The sequence below is a fragment of the Enterobacter sp. WI-ESBL-E8 genome, from assembly GCF_053364895.1.
This window is the reverse complement of sequence record NZ_JBRWXJ010000001.1, coordinates 4,013,889-4,028,982: the sequence shown is the minus strand read 5'-3', so window position 1 is coordinate 4,028,982 and position 15,094 is coordinate 4,013,889. Positions and strand designations below refer to the sequence as shown.

Annotated in this window: 16 protein-coding genes; 10 read left to right on the top strand and 6 right to left on the bottom strand. The window is 55.7% G+C overall.

Annotated elements, in window-relative coordinates; all coding sequences use genetic code 11:
* Positions 1-3 precede the first annotated feature (3 nt).
* Positions 4-699 (bottom strand): response regulator, encoded by a 696-nt coding sequence (locus ACWHWP_RS19060; RefSeq protein ID WP_059311690.1) that lies wholly within the window; start codon positions 697-699, stop codon positions 4-6.
* On the bottom strand, positions 683-2,323 hold the full coding sequence (locus ACWHWP_RS19055) for an ATP-binding protein (RefSeq protein ID WP_063956953.1): 1,641 nt from the start codon (positions 2,321-2,323) through the stop codon (positions 683-685). Before ACWHWP_RS19055 ends, ACWHWP_RS19060 begins: the two co-directional genes overlap by 17 nt.
* 176 nt (positions 2,324-2,499) lie before the next feature.
* Between ACWHWP_RS19055 and yjdI the strand changes: the two genes are divergently transcribed.
* Entirely contained in the window at positions 2,500-2,730 is a 231-nt protein-coding gene (yjdI, locus tag ACWHWP_RS19050) for a 4Fe-4S mono-cluster protein YjdI (RefSeq protein ID WP_008499689.1), read from the top strand.
* Positions 2,731-2,740: 10 nt separating this feature from the next.
* Positions 2,741-3,013 carry a GNAT family N-acetyltransferase gene (locus ACWHWP_RS19045; RefSeq protein WP_008499687.1) on the top strand — a complete coding sequence of 91 codons (273 nt, stop codon included), beginning with the start codon at positions 2,741-2,743 and terminating at the stop codon, positions 3,011-3,013.
* 27 nt (positions 3,014-3,040) lie between these two features.
* Here the strand turns inward: ACWHWP_RS19045 and ACWHWP_RS19040 are convergent, their stop codons facing one another.
* A complete protein-coding gene (locus tag ACWHWP_RS19040) occupies positions 3,041-3,652 on the bottom strand; it encodes a LysE family translocator (RefSeq protein ID WP_447856161.1) in 612 nt (203 codons plus the stop codon).
* Between the two features lie 115 nt (positions 3,653-3,767).
* On the opposite strand from ACWHWP_RS19040, the gene ACWHWP_RS19035 reads away from it, so the two are divergent.
* Complete coding sequence (locus ACWHWP_RS19035) at positions 3,768-4,220, top strand: Lrp/AsnC family transcriptional regulator (RefSeq protein WP_021242030.1); 453 nt, start codon at positions 3,768-3,770, stop codon at positions 4,218-4,220.
* Between the two features lie 37 nt (positions 4,221-4,257).
* On the opposite strand, the gene ACWHWP_RS19030 is transcribed toward ACWHWP_RS19035, so the two are convergent.
* Both ACWHWP_RS19030 and ACWHWP_RS19025 read right to left on the bottom strand, forming a co-directional pair.
* A complete protein-coding gene (locus ACWHWP_RS19030) occupies positions 4,258-5,487 on the bottom strand; it encodes an amino acid permease (RefSeq protein WP_059311694.1) in 1,230 nt (409 codons plus the stop codon).
* Positions 5,488-5,606: 119 nt separating this feature from the next.
* Positions 5,607-6,068 carry a multidrug/biocide efflux PACE transporter gene (locus tag ACWHWP_RS19025; RefSeq protein ID WP_047347965.1) on the bottom strand — a complete coding sequence of 154 codons (462 nt, stop codon included), beginning with the start codon at positions 6,066-6,068 and terminating at the stop codon, positions 5,607-5,609.
* 105 nt (positions 6,069-6,173) lie between these two features.
* Between ACWHWP_RS19025 and ACWHWP_RS19020 the strand changes: the two genes are divergently transcribed.
* From ACWHWP_RS19020 to ACWHWP_RS18990, 7 genes are all read left to right on the top strand, one after another.
* Entirely contained in the window at positions 6,174-7,040 is an 867-nt protein-coding gene (locus ACWHWP_RS19020; RefSeq protein ID WP_063956948.1) for a LysR family transcriptional regulator, read from the top strand.
* Between the two features lie 93 nt (positions 7,041-7,133).
* Complete coding sequence (locus tag ACWHWP_RS19015; RefSeq protein ID WP_047347967.1) at positions 7,134-8,312, top strand: acetyl-CoA C-acetyltransferase; 1,179 nt, start codon at positions 7,134-7,136, stop codon at positions 8,310-8,312.
* Positions 8,313-8,550: 238 nt separating this feature from the next.
* Positions 8,551-9,387 carry a 5-dehydro-4-deoxy-D-glucuronate isomerase gene (gene kduI / locus ACWHWP_RS19010; protein ID WP_063956946.1) on the top strand — a complete coding sequence of 279 codons (837 nt, stop codon included), beginning with the start codon at positions 8,551-8,553 and terminating at the stop codon, positions 9,385-9,387.
* Positions 9,388-9,450: 63 nt separating this feature from the next.
* Positions 9,451-10,212, top strand: coding sequence for a 2-dehydro-3-deoxy-D-gluconate 5-dehydrogenase KduD (gene kduD / locus ACWHWP_RS19005; protein WP_059311697.1), 762 nt, complete (start codon positions 9,451-9,453; stop codon positions 10,210-10,212).
* A gap of 293 nt (positions 10,213-10,505) precedes the next feature.
* Complete coding sequence (gene araE, locus ACWHWP_RS19000; RefSeq protein ID WP_447856713.1) at positions 10,506-11,939, top strand: arabinose-proton symporter AraE; 1,434 nt, start codon at positions 10,506-10,508, stop codon at positions 11,937-11,939.
* A 208-nt stretch (positions 11,940-12,147) separates the two neighbouring features.
* Positions 12,148-13,272: an LPS O-antigen length regulator Wzz(fepE) gene (wzz(fepE), locus tag ACWHWP_RS18995; protein ID WP_447856160.1), complete on the top strand. Its 1,125-nt coding sequence runs from the start codon at positions 12,148-12,150 to the stop codon at positions 13,270-13,272.
* A 91-nt stretch (positions 13,273-13,363) separates the two neighbouring features.
* On the top strand, positions 13,364-14,056 hold the full coding sequence (locus tag ACWHWP_RS18990) for an aspartate/glutamate racemase (RefSeq protein ID WP_063956944.1): 693 nt from the start codon (positions 13,364-13,366) through the stop codon (positions 14,054-14,056).
* Here the strand turns inward: ACWHWP_RS18990 and ACWHWP_RS18985 are convergent.
* On the bottom strand, positions 14,051-14,977 hold the full coding sequence (locus ACWHWP_RS18985; RefSeq protein ID WP_059311701.1) for a LysR family transcriptional regulator: 927 nt from the start codon (positions 14,975-14,977) through the stop codon (positions 14,051-14,053). The genes ACWHWP_RS18990 and ACWHWP_RS18985 overlap by 6 nt on opposite strands.
* Positions 14,978-15,094 lie beyond the last annotated feature (117 nt).

Below are 15,094 nucleotides of genomic sequence, written 5' to 3'. Positions count from 1 at the left end.
GGATTACGGTTTATCGGGGGTTTTGCGGTATAACCTTCGCGGATGACCAATATTGCCATACAGCATTTCAACGCAAATTAACCCGCTCTCCACGCAGTATTCGAGATAGCGACGCCCCGTGGTTTTGCTGATCCCCACGCTTTCCACCACCTCTTCAACCGACATTGCACTGTCGGGACGGTCGGCGAACAGGCGTTTAATCCGCTCTAGCGTCTGGGGCTCAATGCCCTTCGTCGACGGCGTCAGCGAGGACTCCGCGGCAGGCAGGTTAAACAGACGATCCAGCGCATGCTGATCGACCACCTTCACCTGCTGCACGGTGTGGATGAAGCGCATAAACCGCTCCAGCGAGGCGTGCAGACGCTGGAAAAAGACGGGCTTAATCAGGTAGTCAAACGCGCCGCTACGCATGGCGTGGCTGCAGGTCTGCATATCGCTGGCGGCGGTGATGAAGATCACCGAGCATTCATAGCTTTTCAGCAGCGGGTTGTCGATTAACTCCACCCCTTTGCCGTCCGGGAGATAGTTATCCAGCAGGATAAGCCGCGGCTGATATTGGCGGATCAGGCCGTGCGCCTGTTCGATTGACGCGGCGATGCCCACCACGCGCAGATGAAAATTCTGCTCGATATACTCGCGATGCAGCTCCGCCAGGTGCGGCTCATCCTCAACGATCACAACATCAAGTGCTCGGGTCATGCTTTAGCCCATTCGGAATAAACACAGAAAAAATAGTCCCTTGTGGCGTGTTGTCGGCAATCTCAATGCTGCCGCCGGCCTTCTCGATATATCCTGCCACCAGAAACAGGCCAATACCGTGCTCGGTACCCACAATGTCGTTTTCACGTTCCGGCTTGCTGCTGAACCCCTGGCGAAAAATATGCGGCTTCATCGCATCGTCCACCCCGCAGCCCCGGTCGGCCACCTCGATCAGCAGCTCCTGGTTACGGTCAGAAATGTAGAGTTCTACCGGCGCGGGGACCGGTGCGTTGAGGGTCGCATCCACGGCGTTATCCAGCAAATTACCGATAACCGACATCAGCTCCGTTTCATTGAGCGCGGCAGGCATGCGGATAAGCTGGCAGGCGGGATCAAACAGCAGTTCAATGCCTTTTTCGCGCGCGCTGACGTATTTTCCGAGCAGCAGCCCGCACAGCGCGGGGGAGACAAAGCGGGCAGAGACAAAATCCAGCACGCGCTGCGCGCCTTCTGACTGCACCTGAATGTAGCGGATGGCCTCGTCATAGTGCTTCATCTGCAGCAGCCCCACCAGCGTGGCGGTCCAGTTCAGCTGTTCGTGGCGCATAATGCGCAGGTTATCCGCATAGCGCTTGATCTGACTAAGCTGGCTGCTGAGCGTGTTAATGTCGTTTTTGTCGCGAAAGCTATACACCCAGCCGCTTTCAACGCCGGGCTCAACCTCAATCGCGACGCGGTTGACGATCACCTCCCGCTGGTTCAGCACGGCAATCTGGTCGTGGCTGCCACTGCTCACCGAGGCGTAGCGCTGGGATAAAAACCCCGGCGACGTCTGCAGAACGTCTTCCAGCGGTTTGCCGATAAGCTCTTTCTCACTTTGCCGAATATCCAGCATCTCTCGCGCGGCGCGGTTTATTAGGATCAGCTGCTTCTCCTGATTGACGGCAAATACCCCTTCGTACATGGCTTCTAATAGCGCCCTTTGCTGCAACACCAGTTGAGCGATATCTTTCGGCTCAAGTCGGAACATCTGTTTTTTGAGATTGCGGGTAAACAGCCAGGAGAAAATAAACAGCAGCAGCAGAAGCGCAATGCCGTACAGCCCGGACTGCCAGAGTATGCGGGCGTTAATATTGGCAATATACGACGTCAGATAGCCGACCGAGACAATGCCAATCACCTGATGCTGCGCGTTAAATATCGGGGCTTTGCTGCGAAGCGACACGCCAATTCCGCCCTGACGTACGGAAATAATGGTTTTGCCTTTTAACACCTCCGCGTTATCCCCGCCGATCATCGGTAAATTAATGCGCTCCGGAGATTCCGAGTGATAAAGGTGCTGCTCGCGCGTATCGCCAATCACAATATAGCTGGCATCGCTTTCGGCGCGCAGCGGCTGAATTAACCGGGCTATCCCCGGAATATCTCTGGCCGCTACCATGGCCGCCAGGCCCGGCATCAGCGCGATCTGGCTGGCCTGAACCCGGGCGCGCTGGCCGAGATCGTGATGAAGCTGCCGGTCAATAAAATGAAACAGGATCGTTCCCAGCAGAACTAACAGCAGGCAGGAGAAGCACACCAGCGCTAAAAATAGCTTTACCTGAAAAGAGAGTCTGCGTTTCATCCAACCTACGGTAGCTTTATAAGTGACACATTTGCGGAGCCTGACATGGGCTCATAGCGGACGCAATCTGGCGAGAAAAGAGTTGTGACCTGGCTTTTCGTTTTCGGCGTTATAGCTATCAGGATCCCGTAAGGCTATGCTTCATTCAGCACGATAATAATTACAGAGGCAATGTCATGGATAAAGAACTACTGGATGCGGGCTACCGGGCCTATACCGGCGAGAAAATTGACGTTTACTTCAACACCGGGATCTGCAAACACTCGGGTAACTGCGTGCGTGGGAGCGCAAAGCTGTTTAATCTGAAGCGTAAACCGTGGATTATTCCCGATGAAGTGGACGTTGAAACGGTTGTACGCGTGATTGATACCTGCCCGAGCGGTGCGCTGAAGTATCGCCAAAAATAAGCGAGGAACCATGGATATTCTGGAAGGCCATAATAAGTTTTACGTGAATGATGCGAACGGCAACCAGGTCGCGGAGATTGTCTTCGTGCCGACCGGCGAGCACCTGAGCATTATCGAGCACACTGATGTGGATGAGAGCCTGAAAGGGCAGGGCGTCGGTAAACAGCTGGTGGCGAAAGTGGTGGAGAAGATGCGCGGTGAGAACCGTAAAATTATCCCGCTGTGCCCGTTCGCGAAACATGAATTTGATAAAACGCGGGAATATGACGATATTCGGGCGTAACTAACACCGGCGATGGCCGGTGTTTTTTTATCTCATCTGCTCAAAAAGCAATACCAGCGCGATCAGCACCATCAACCCTCCTGATGCCCTGCTCACCAGCCGCGCCGCCTGTGGCCGAGTCGCCAGCACCGCTTTCGAACCATACCCCACCAGCAGGTAGACCAGGGTACAGGTGATAAGATGCATTATCCCAAGCGCAGACATCTGCATCGCTATCGACCAGCTTCCGGTCGGGTCTGTAAATTGCGGAAGCAGGGCCAGGAACAGTAAAAAAACCTTCGGGTTTAGGCCGCTAATGCAGAGCCCTTTCATCGCCCACTGTGTCCAGTTTCCCGCGTGTTGGGTGGCCTTTTCCGGTGCGGCCGGGTGTCGCAGCAAGGTTATACCAAGCCACAGCAGATACAGCGCTCCCGCCACGGTCAGCCCGGCTAACGCCAGCGGATGTTGGGCAATCAATACCCCCACGCCTGCCACCACAATCAGCGTGGCTAATAGATGCCCGGACATAAGCCCCATCACCGCCGGGACCACGCGGCGGCCGTTAATTCCGGCGCTAATGGCGTAGGCCCAGTCGGCCCCAGGGGTCATGATGAGCAGAAAGGAAACCACCCAAAAGCCGGCCACAATACTCATTTCCATCGTCCTGAAAACTCCCGCAGTGCGTCAAATGTTGCGAAAAAGAATATCGCTAACCCTGCGAAATAGGCTTTCAATGTTATGCTCATAACACGGTTAAAATGAGAAAATCTTCCACATGGATAGCATCGATCGAAAAATTCTTGCTGAGCTGCAGTCTGACGGCCGCCTGTCGCTTACCGAGCTGGCTGAGCGGGTGAATCTGAGCCTCTCGCCCTGCCATCGTCGCGTGCGGGCGCTGGAGCAAAGCGGGGCCATAACGGGATACCGGGCCAGCCTCGACCCCGCCAAAATGGGGTTTAATTTCCTGGCGATAGTGTTTGCGACGCTGAAAGAGGGTGACCGTAAGGCGGTTAGCGCGTTTGAAGAGGCGGTGGAAGAGATCCCGCAGATCGTGCTGGCCCAGCGCCTGTTTGGCGATCCTGATTATCTGATGCACGTCGTGACCCGCGACCTTTCCGCTTTCCAGAAGCTCTACGACGAGAAGCTCTCCGCCATGCCCGGCGTGCAGCATCTTCGCTCAACGCTTGTTATGAAAACGGTGGTGCAGGACAGGCCTTTTCCGCTATAAATGGCCTGCCCGGCAGCGCGCCGGGCAGGAAAGGGAATTAGCCGACAAACATCACCGACACGCACAGCACGCCGACGATAAGCGTCAGCAGGTTGCCAATGGAGCGGTACTGTTTCAGCGAGGGGATGAGATACGTCGACAGCGTCGGCATGATGAACAGGATCATGGCGATAAGCGGGCCGCTGATGGCGTAAATCATCGAAATGGCGTTCGGGTTAATGCAGCAGACTGCAAAGGTGATTAACGACACCCCCATAATGGAAATCGCGCGGTTAAAGGCGCGGCTCTTTTTCACACCCACCTGATTGAGCGACGACTTCACGATCTCCGTTGCCCCTTCAATCACCCCAAAATAGGTGCCGAGGAACGATTTCGACATCGCAATAATCGCCACGATAATCCCGGAAATGCCCAGCCAGGCCGGAGAAGAGGGCATCATCGATAGCGCCGACAGGATTGTTACCCCTTCCTCTTTGGCGGCCACAATGTACGAAGGCGGGATAGAGAGCAGGCAGCTGAAGACGAAGAACAGCACGCTCAGGCAGATAATCAGGTACGCCACCTTCATGATTTTCTTGCATTTAGCCATGGCCTCGTCCCCGAACTTCTCGCGGCGGTCAACGGCGAACGTCGAGATAATCGGGGTATGGCTGAACGCGAACACCATCACCGGAATCGAAATCCACACCTGATGCAGAGTATGGCGATCGAACGCCATCTGGCTGGTGAGCAGCGAGGGCTGCCAGCTGCCGGTCAGATAGAGCGAAACAAACAGGAAATAGGCAATTAGCGGAAACACCAGGAAGCCCATCACTTTTATCGTGATATGCCGCCCCATCAGGAAGATCAGGTTCAGAACCAGCACCACGCCAAGGCTGACCAGCACGCGAACGGTGGTGTCTACCGTCAGGCGTTTCGCCAGCTGCTCCGTTAACGAGTTGGTGATGGCCACCGCATAAATCTGCACCACCACAAAGAAGGCGATGAAATAGAGCGTGGTGATCAGATTGCCAATCTTCCTGCCGTAGTAATGCGAGACGGCGCCGGTGATCCCTTCATTACCTTTTGTTTTTGACGACAGGATAAATTGCGCCAGCGCCCGGTGCGGCCAGTAGGTTAATGGGTAGGCCACAAGGGCGGTAATAAACAGGACAATAGCGCCTGCGGAGCCCAGCTGAATGGGCAGGAAAAGCGTTCCTGCGCCCACGGCCGTGCCGTAGAGAGCGAAACTCCAGAGAGTCTCATCTTTTGACCAAATTTTCGACATTAGAGCAACGTTTCAACTATCAAACCATCGGAATGAAGTGCAATTTACCATAGTTATGCGTGGAGAGCGCAGTTGCTTCGAAGGGGACTGGCCGGAACGGGCGTCCGGCCAGAGGAGGTTTAGCCTGCCAGGGCGCGCCGTTGCTGGCGACGCTTAAGGAATTTCTCGCGCAGGCTATCGTACGCCCAGTTGTAGAACATGGTGTACGGCAGGAAGAACAGGAAGAAACCTATTTCCAGTGTGAATGCCTGAAGCAGCGTGACGCCCAGCACGGCGGCAACAATCGATACGCCAATCACAATAAAGCCGCATTCGAACCCCAGCGCATGCAGCGCACGCACTTTCGCCGTACGTTTCACGCGCTGAACCGGCCAGAAACGGTCGAAGCCGAAGTTATAAATGATGTTCCAGACCATAGCCGTAGTGGCCAGGATAATGGTCAACCCACCCATCTCTACCACGGAACGCTGCATAAGCCACGCCGCCGTGGGGGCGAGGATCGCCGTTGCGATCCCTTCGAAACACACAGCGTGAAAGATCCGCTCCGGCAGTTTACGTTGGAGTGCATCCTGATGTTGCATAGTCATAGACCTCATTAATTCGCCGGTATGGGCGTTGATGCAGCCTATTTTCATCGGTAAAGCTGATATATTAAAGATAGTATCCATCGCTAAAGTAGATAGGTTATGCGTTATTCACCCGAAGCCCTTACCGCCTTTGTTGAGACCGTTGCGGCCGGATCTTTTTCGGCAGCCGCACGCCGGCTGCGCAAAAGCCAGTCGACGATCAGCACGTCTATTGCCAATCTTGAAGCCGACCTGGGATTCGAGCTGTTTGACCGCTCGGCGCGCCAGCCGGTGTTAACGGCTCAGGGGGAACAGGTGCTGGGCTACGTGCAGGTCATCCTTGCCGCCAGCACGCGGCTGGATGAGCTGGCGGTGTCGCTCACGGCGCAAACGGAGGCGCGCCTGACGTTTGTCCTTTCCGATACCCTCAACCCGGACGTGCTGGAAAAGATGATGAAACAGTTTGACGCGCGCTTCCCCCATACGGAATTCGAATGTCTGATTGGCGAGGAGGAGGACGTGATCGATCTGCTGCAAAAAGAGCGAGCGCAGATTGGTCTGACGGAAGCGCGAGACGGCTATCCCACCGATATCGGCGCCACCCGGCTGCCGATGCAGACCCGCATGGCGATTTATGTCTCGACCACGCACCCGCTGGCCGGTCAGGATGACGTTCAGCATGACGAGCTCCACGGCTGGCGGGAGCTGCGGCTTAGCACCTATCTTGAGCGCGAGGCTGAGATCGCGCGCGGGCCCGTCTGGTCAGCACCAAATTACCTGTTACTCTTGAGTATGGCGGTACAGGGATTCGGCTGGTGCGTGCTACCGTGCGCGCTGGTGGATGAATTTGCCGCCGCGAAATCTCTGGTACAGCTTAATGTTCCAGGTTGGCCGCGGGCGATCGGCATCGATCTGCTGTGGAATAAACGATCCCCTCCCGGCGTGGCCGGAAGCTGGCTGCGGCAGTATCTGCAGGATGCGCGCTGATCCTTGTGATTAAACTCACTATTTTTAAACAATTAAGATAATTGCCAGTAACAATCCTCTACTATCGTCATGTCATTTAACACAGAGGTCGTGATGAAAGATGTCGTAATAGTGGGTGCGTTGCGTACAGCTATCGGCTGTTTTCAGGGAGCGCTTGCGCGTCACTCGGCGGTTGACCTGGGAAGCGTGGTGGTGAAAGCGCTGGTGGAACGCAGCGGGATCGCAGCACATGAAGTGGATGAGGTGATCCTGGGACAGGTGCTCACGGCCGGCGCCGGGCAAAACCCTGCGCGCCAGGCCGCGCTGAAGGGCGGGCTGCCCAATACCGTTTCCGCCATTACCATCAACGACGTCTGTGGGTCAGGATTAAAAGCGCTGCATCTCGCCACGCAGGCGATTCAGTGCGGCGAAGCGGACGTGGTCATTGCCGGCGGACAGGAGAATATGAGCCGCGCGCCGCACGTATTGACCGACAGCCGTACCGGCGCGCAGCTGGGCAACAGCCAGCTGCTCGACAGCCTGGTGCATGACGGGCTGTGGGATGCCTTCAACGACTACCATATGGGCGTGACGGCGGAAAACCTGGCGCGCGAGTACGGCATCAGCCGTGAACTGCAGGACGCGTATGCGCTAAGCTCGCAGCAAAAAGCGCGCGCGGCGATTGATTCCGGGCGTTTTCGCGACGAAATTGTCCCGGTCAGCACCCGGCGTCAGAGCGGCGAGGTTATCGTCGTGGATACCGATGAACAGCCGCGCACCGACGCCAGCGCGGAAGGCCTGGCGAGGCTGAATCCGGCTTTTGAAACGCAGGGCTCGGTCACGGCGGGAAATGCCTCTTCTATTAACGACGGTGCCGCAGCCGTCATGATGATGAGCGAAAGCAAAGCCCTCGAACTCGACCTTCCCGTGTTAGCCCGCATTAAGGCCTTCGCCAGCGTGGGGGTTGATCCTGCGCTAATGGGGATTGCGCCGGTCTACGCGACGCGCCGCTGCCTGGATCGCGCGGGGTGGCAGCTCGCTGATGTGGATCTGATTGAGGTGAACGAAGCCTTTGCCGCGCAGGCGATCTCGGTCGGCAAAATGCTGGAGTGGGATCCGCTGCGGGTCAACGTTAACGGTGGGGCGATCGCGTTGGGGCATCCTATCGGCGCGTCCGGGTGCCGAATCCTGGTTTCGCTGGTCCACGAAATGAAAAAGCGCAACGCCCGTAAAGGGATTGCCACCCTCTGTATAGGCGGTGGGCAAGGGGTGGCGCTGGCCATCGAACGTTAATCTTTCCTCACTGAAAAAACCTCCTCCGGGAGGTTTTTTTTATCGTGCTCTTTTTCTCCCGGCGGTTATATCGTGATCCGCACATCATTTTCGCGATAAACAAAAAATAAAAATGAAACGATGTTTTAAATATAATTGAAAAGCCCACTTTATGCCGATAGTATGTGTTCAATACGAAAAACGGAACGCTGTTTCGTTTATTTTCTGCCTTCGGGCATGACCACATCTGGAGGTTACCGTGGACGTCAGAGAAAGCATCCACAGTGCGCACGCCAAAACGCTGGATACTCAGGGGCTGCGCAATGCGTTTTTAGTCGAGCAGGTGTTCGAGGCCGATAAGTACACCATGGTTTATAGCCATATCGACCGCATTATCGTGGGCGGGATTATGCCCGTCGCGAAAGCCGTCTCCGTGGGCGGCGAAGTCGGTAAACAGCTGGGGGTAAGCTATTTCCTCGAGCGTCGCGAGCTCGGCGTGATTAACATCGGCGGGCCGGGCACCATCACCGTAGACGGACAGTGCTATGAGATTGGTCATCGCGAGGCGTTGTACGTGGGGAAAGGTGCGAAAGACGTGGTCTTTGCCAGCATCGACGGCAGCAGGGCTGCGAAGTTTTACTACAACTGCGCGCCGGCTCACGTCACATTCCCAACCAAAAAAGTGACCCCGGCAGACGTCGCGCCGGTCACGCTGGGCGATAACCTCACCAGCAACCGCCGCACCATCAATAAGTACTTCGTGCCGGACGTGCTGGAGACCTGCCAGCTCAGCATGGGGCTGACCGAACTTGCGCCGGGCAACCTGTGGAACACCATGCCGTGCCATACCCACGAGCGCCGGATGGAAGTCTACTTCTACTTCAATATGGAAGAGGACGCCTGCGTGTTCCATATGATGGGACAGCCTCAGGAAACGCGCCATATCGTGATGCACAACGAGCAGGCGGTGATTTCGCCGAGCTGGTCTATTCACTCCGGCGTAGGGACGAAAGCCTATACCTTTATCTGGGGAATGGTGGGGGAAAACCAGGTCTTTGATGACATGGACCACGTTGCGGTCAGCGATCTGCGCTAGTCGCGGGCGGTGAAGTAAAAACCGGCCTGTGAGTGACAGGCTCTCAAAGAGTAAGGAACAAACATGATTCTGGATGCATTCTCTCTGCAGGGTAAAGTGGCCGTGGTTTCCGGGTGTGACACCGGGCTGGGGCAGGGGATGGCGTTAGGCCTGGCGGAAGCGGGCTGCGATATCGTGGGTATCAACATTGTTGAGCCAACGGAAACCATCGAGCGCGTGACCGCGCTGGGCCGCCGTTTCCTGAGCCTGACCGCTGACCTGCGTAAAATCGACGCCATTCCTGAACTGCTGGATCGCGCAGTGGCTGAATTCGGGCATATCGACATTCTGGTGAACAATGCCGGGCTGATTCGCCGCGAAGATGCGATCAGCTTCAGCGAGCGCGACTGGGACGACGTGATGGATTTGAACATCAAGAGCGTATTTTTTATGTCCCAGGCGGCGGCAAAGCATTTTATTGCCCAGGGGAAAGGCGGCAAGATCGTTAATATTGCCTCCATGCTCTCGTTCCAGGGCGGCATCCGCGTGCCGTCTTACACCGCGTCCAAAAGCGCAGTGATGGGCGTGACCCGCCTGCTGGCGAACGAATGGGCGAAGCATAATATCAATGTGAATGCCATTGCGCCGGGCTACATGGCGACCAACAACACGCAGCAGCTGCGCGCCGACGAGCAGCGCAGCGCGGAAATCCTCGACCGCATTCCGGCGGGGCGCTGGGGCCTCCCGCGCGATCTGATGGGGCCAGTGGTCTTTCTGGCCTCGTCGGCATCGGACTATATCAACGGCTACACCGTGGCGGTTGATGGCGGCTGGCTGGCGCGGTAGCTCGTTTCGGTCAAATACCTCTGCTTTCGGGCGGAGGTTTTTTTTGCTCAAAAATTGTCAAAGTCCATATGGATAAACACGAAAAATCCATACTAAAAAATCATGAATGACTGCCATCACACTTTTAATTCTGCAAAATTAAGGTATTAGTAAAATAATGTGATTATTCAGCGTTAGTTGAAATTGTAATGTCCATCACAGATCGCTATGTCGCAGCGAAATAATCCATATCTTCACCTTTTCCCACCTGACACTTTTTCTCGCTATCTCGTAATTTCACTTAACGCATTTCACTGTTCAGGCAGGAAACCATGACATCAATAAATGACTCTACCCTTATGCCCGCGGCGCTGCGCGATACGCGCCGCATGAATCAGTTTGTCTCCATCGCCGCCGCCGTGGCGGGCCTGTTATTCGGGCTGGATATCGGCGTGATTGCCGGCGCATTACCGTTTATTACCGATCACTTTACCCTGAGTAGCCGCCTGCAGGAGTGGGTGGTGAGCAGCATGATGCTCGGCGCGGCTATCGGCGCGCTGTTTAACGGCTGGCTCTCGTTTCGTCTGGGGCGCAAATACAGCCTGATGGTCGGAGCGGTTCTGTTTGCCGCAGGCTCCATTGGCTCCGCGTTTGCCGCGAACGTTGAAGTGCTGCTGCTCTCCCGCGTGCTGCTGGGTGTGGCTGTGGGGATTGCCTCTTATACGGCGCCGCTTTATCTCTCCGAAATGGCGAGTGAGAACGTGCGCGGGAAGATGATCAGCATGTACCAGCTGATGGTTACGCTGGGTATTGTGCTGGCGTTCCTGTCCGACACGTACTTCAGCTACAGCGGCAACTGGCGCGCAATGCTGGGCGTGCTGGCGCTACCGGCACTGGTGCTGATCGTGCTGGTGGTTTTCCTGCCGAACAGTCCGCGCTGGCTGGCGCAAAAAGGGCGCCACGTGGAGGCGGAAGAGGTGCTGCGCATGCTGCGCGACACCTCGGAAAAAGCGCGTGAAGAGCTGAATGAGATCCGCGAAAGCCTGAAGCTGAAGCAGGGGGGCTGGGCGTTATTCAAAATCAACCGCAACGTGCGCCGCGCGGTCTTCCTCGGCATGCTGCTGCAGGCGATGCAGCAATTCACCGGCATGAACATCATCATGTACTACGCGCCGCGCATTTTCAAAATGGCCGGGTTCACCACCACGGAACAGCAGATGATAGCCACCCTGGTGGTCGGGCTGACCTTCATGTTCGCTACCTTTATCGCCGTATTCACCGTGGATAAAGCCGGACGTAAGCCGGCGCTGAAAATTGGCTTCAGCGTGATGGCGCTCGGCACGCTGATCCTCGGCTACTGCCTGATGCAGTTTGATAACGGCACGGCCTCAAGCGGTCTCTCCTGGCTCTCTGTCGGTATGACCATGATGTGTATTGCAGGATACGCGATGAGTGCCGCGCCCGTGGTGTGGATCCTGTGCTCCGAAATTCAGCCGCTCAAATGCCGTGACTTTGGCATCACCTGTTCCACGACCACCAACTGGGTGTCCAACATGATCATCGGTGCGACTTTCCTGACCCTGCTGGACGCGATTGGCGCGGCGGGAACGTTCTGGCTCTACACGGTGCTGAACGTGGCGTTTATTGGCGTCACGTTCTGGCTGATTCCTGAAACCAAAGGCGTGACGCTGGAACATATCGAGCGCAAGCTGATGGCAGGAGAGAAACTGCGCAATATCGGCGTGTGATCGTCTGGCCTGTCTAAGCGTTTAATACAGTCAGAGTTGGTAAGTCAGTGCTTTATTACAATAGTAACGTAATGAAACTCACTACCAACTCTGGCAGGGGGAGATAAATATAGGGATTTGAACTTAAGATAATTCTTAGGATAATGTATCATCGGACCACCGCTATTATTTGCGCAAAATGAAACGCATCCTAAAAAGAAAAATGCATATGTCTGAGATGGATATCAAAAAAAGCACAGATCTTGATTTTCCCCGTTATGCCACCCCGGTTGTACACGCTAAAGAGATAGATCTTTTGGGTCTGGTTGAGGTGCTGTTGGCGGCGAAAAAGCGCATCGTTGCCGTTACCCTTGCGTTCACCCTGGTAGGGCTTGCCGTTTCATTTTTGCTGCCGCAGAAATGGACCAGTAAAGCCGTGATCACGCAGGCAGAACAGCTGCAGTGGAACCCGCTGCGCCAGATGCTGGTTGAGTTACAGGTGCTTGACGTGGATGCGAAAATTTCCCGCCCGGAAGTCTTTGACCTGTTTATCAAAAAGTTTCAGTCTCAGTCATTGCTCGAAGAGTACATGAAAACCTCTCCTTACGTGACGTCGCAGCTGGAAGGCGCGGAGGTGGACCCGATTGAGCTGCATCGGGCGATAGTCAACATCTCAGAAAGAATGAAAGCGGTGAACGACACTCAGGCAAAAGATGCGGATAAAATGCCGTATGTCTCCTGGACATTAAGCTTCACCGCGCCGACAGCGGGCGATGCCCAATCCGTCCTGCAGGGATATATCAATTATATCGCAGCGATTGTCGAGAAAGAGACGGTGCAGAATATCCGCAGCCAGATCGCTCTGAAAACGAAAGCCGTTGAGCAGCAGCTGGAGCTGGATCGCGTCCGCCTGACCAATATTCACAATACCAACCTGCAGCGACTGAATTATTCGCTGTCAGTGGCGAATGCTGCAGGCATCAAGAAGCCGGTTTACAGCAACGGCCAGGCGGTGAAGGATGATCCTGATTACTCTGTTGCGCTCGGCGCTGACGGGATTGCGCAAAAACTGCAGATTGAAAAAAATCTGAAGGATGTGACCGAGCTGAATGCGGATTTCCAGAACCGGGAATACTATCTGGCACAGCTGAAAAAACTCTCCTTTGCCGATGTCCAGCTTGAGCCATTCAGGTACCAGCTTTCTCCTTCTATGCCGGTGAAAAAAGATGGCCCGGGTAAAGCCCTGATTGTCCTTCTGTCGGCGATCCTGGGCGGGCTGTTTGCCTGCGGTAGCGTTTTACTGCGCGAAGCGATGCTCACCCGTAATCCGCTGCCGGAGCCGGTGACGGAATAAACTCTGCAGTTTAAAAAAGGCGCTGAATACAGCGCCTTTTTTTATTGGCGTTGGTTGTGCTAGAAAGAGAGACCAGAGATAAGGAGGGATGATGAAAACGATTGGCCTGTTAGGTGGAATGAGCTGGGAATCGACAATCCCGTATTACCGCCTGATTAACGAAGGGGTAAAGCAGCGCCTGGGTGGTCTGCATTCCGCGAGTCTGCTGCTGCACAGCGTTGATTTCCATGAAATAGAAGCCTGCCAGTCGAGCGGCGAGTGGGATAAAGCCGGGGAGATTCTGGCCCAGGCTGCGCTGGGACTGGAGCGTGCCGGCGCCGAGGGGATATTGCTTTGTACCAATACCATGCACAAAGTGGCGTCGCATATCGAGGCGCGCTGTTCGCTGCCGTTCCTGCATATCGCTGACGCGACCGGGCGTGCAATTACGGCATCCGGGATGAAGCGCGTGGCGCTGCTGGGCACGCGCTACACCATGGAACAGGATTTTTATCGCGGGCGTTTGCAGGATGAGTTTGGTATCGAAAGCCTGATCCCGGATGAGGCCGACCGGGCGCGCATCAACCAGATTATCTTTGACGAACTCTGCCTCGGCACCTTCAGCGAGTCTTCCCGGGCGTATTACGTCAGCGTGATTGAAAAGCTGGCGCAGCAGGGGGCAGAAGGCGTAATTTTCGGCTGCACCGAGATTGGTCTGCTGGTGCCGGCCGATCGAAGCCCCGTTCCGGTATTTGATACCGCCGCCATCCATGCAGCGGACGCCGTGGAGTTTATGCTGTCATAACGGGTTTTGCAGGTCAGGTAAGCGAAGCGCCACCTGACGGGCGTGCTCAATCAAGTGTTCGGTAAAAGCCTCCACTAGCGCGGAAGCCGGACGGTGCAGCGGGCGAATCAGGCTAACGGTGAACGGGACGGAAACGCTAAAGCGGCGGATGACAATCCCGTTTCCGGCATAGTCCAGCGCCGTAAGCGGGTTAACGACCGCGACGCCGACGCCCGCCCGCACCATTGCGCAAATCGAGGCCGCGCTGTGCGTCTCCACAACCATTCGCCGTTTTACCTGATGCTCGGCAAACAGGGTGTCCAGGAGTTGCCGGTAGCTGTCAGTCTGCGACAGGCTAATGTAGTTTTCCCCATGAAAATCCTCTGGCGTGAGCACCGCCTTACCGGCAAGCGGATGCCCGGCGGGGAGAACGCACACTTCATCTAAAGAGAGCAATTCCAGGCGTTCCGTTCCTGCTGGGGTGGAGAGGGTTTCGGTTAGCCCTAAATCATGACGCTGTGCCGAAAGCCACTCTTCCAGCAGGGGCGATTCCTGCGGCACGATGGTGAGGCTGACTTCCGGATATCGGGCCAGAAAAGGCTGCAGCAGCATGGGCAGGAACGACTGCGAAAAGACGGGCAGACAGACGATGGACAACTCGCCCTGACGAAACTCGCGCAGGCTTTCCGCTGCACTCACTATTCTGTCCAGCCCGTACCAGGAGCGCTGTACTTCTTCGAACAGACGTAACCCCTGCACCGTCGGGTGAAGCCTGCCTCGGGTACGTTCGAACAGCTTCAGCCCCAGCACCTTTTCGAAGCGCGCCAGCTCGCGGCTCACCGTCGGCTGCGAGGTATGCAGCATCTGCGCGGCTTCGGTGAGATTGCCGGTGGTCATGACGGCATGAAAAATCTCGATATGGCGTAAGTTGACGGCGGGCATAGGGCACCTGAAGGCGTAATGGTATCCATATCATTTTTGCATAGACTCGCGATAAAACGATATTTTTTATTCTCTTCACGCTGTGGCGTAATCATCAAAACGCCTTTATCCGGAGAA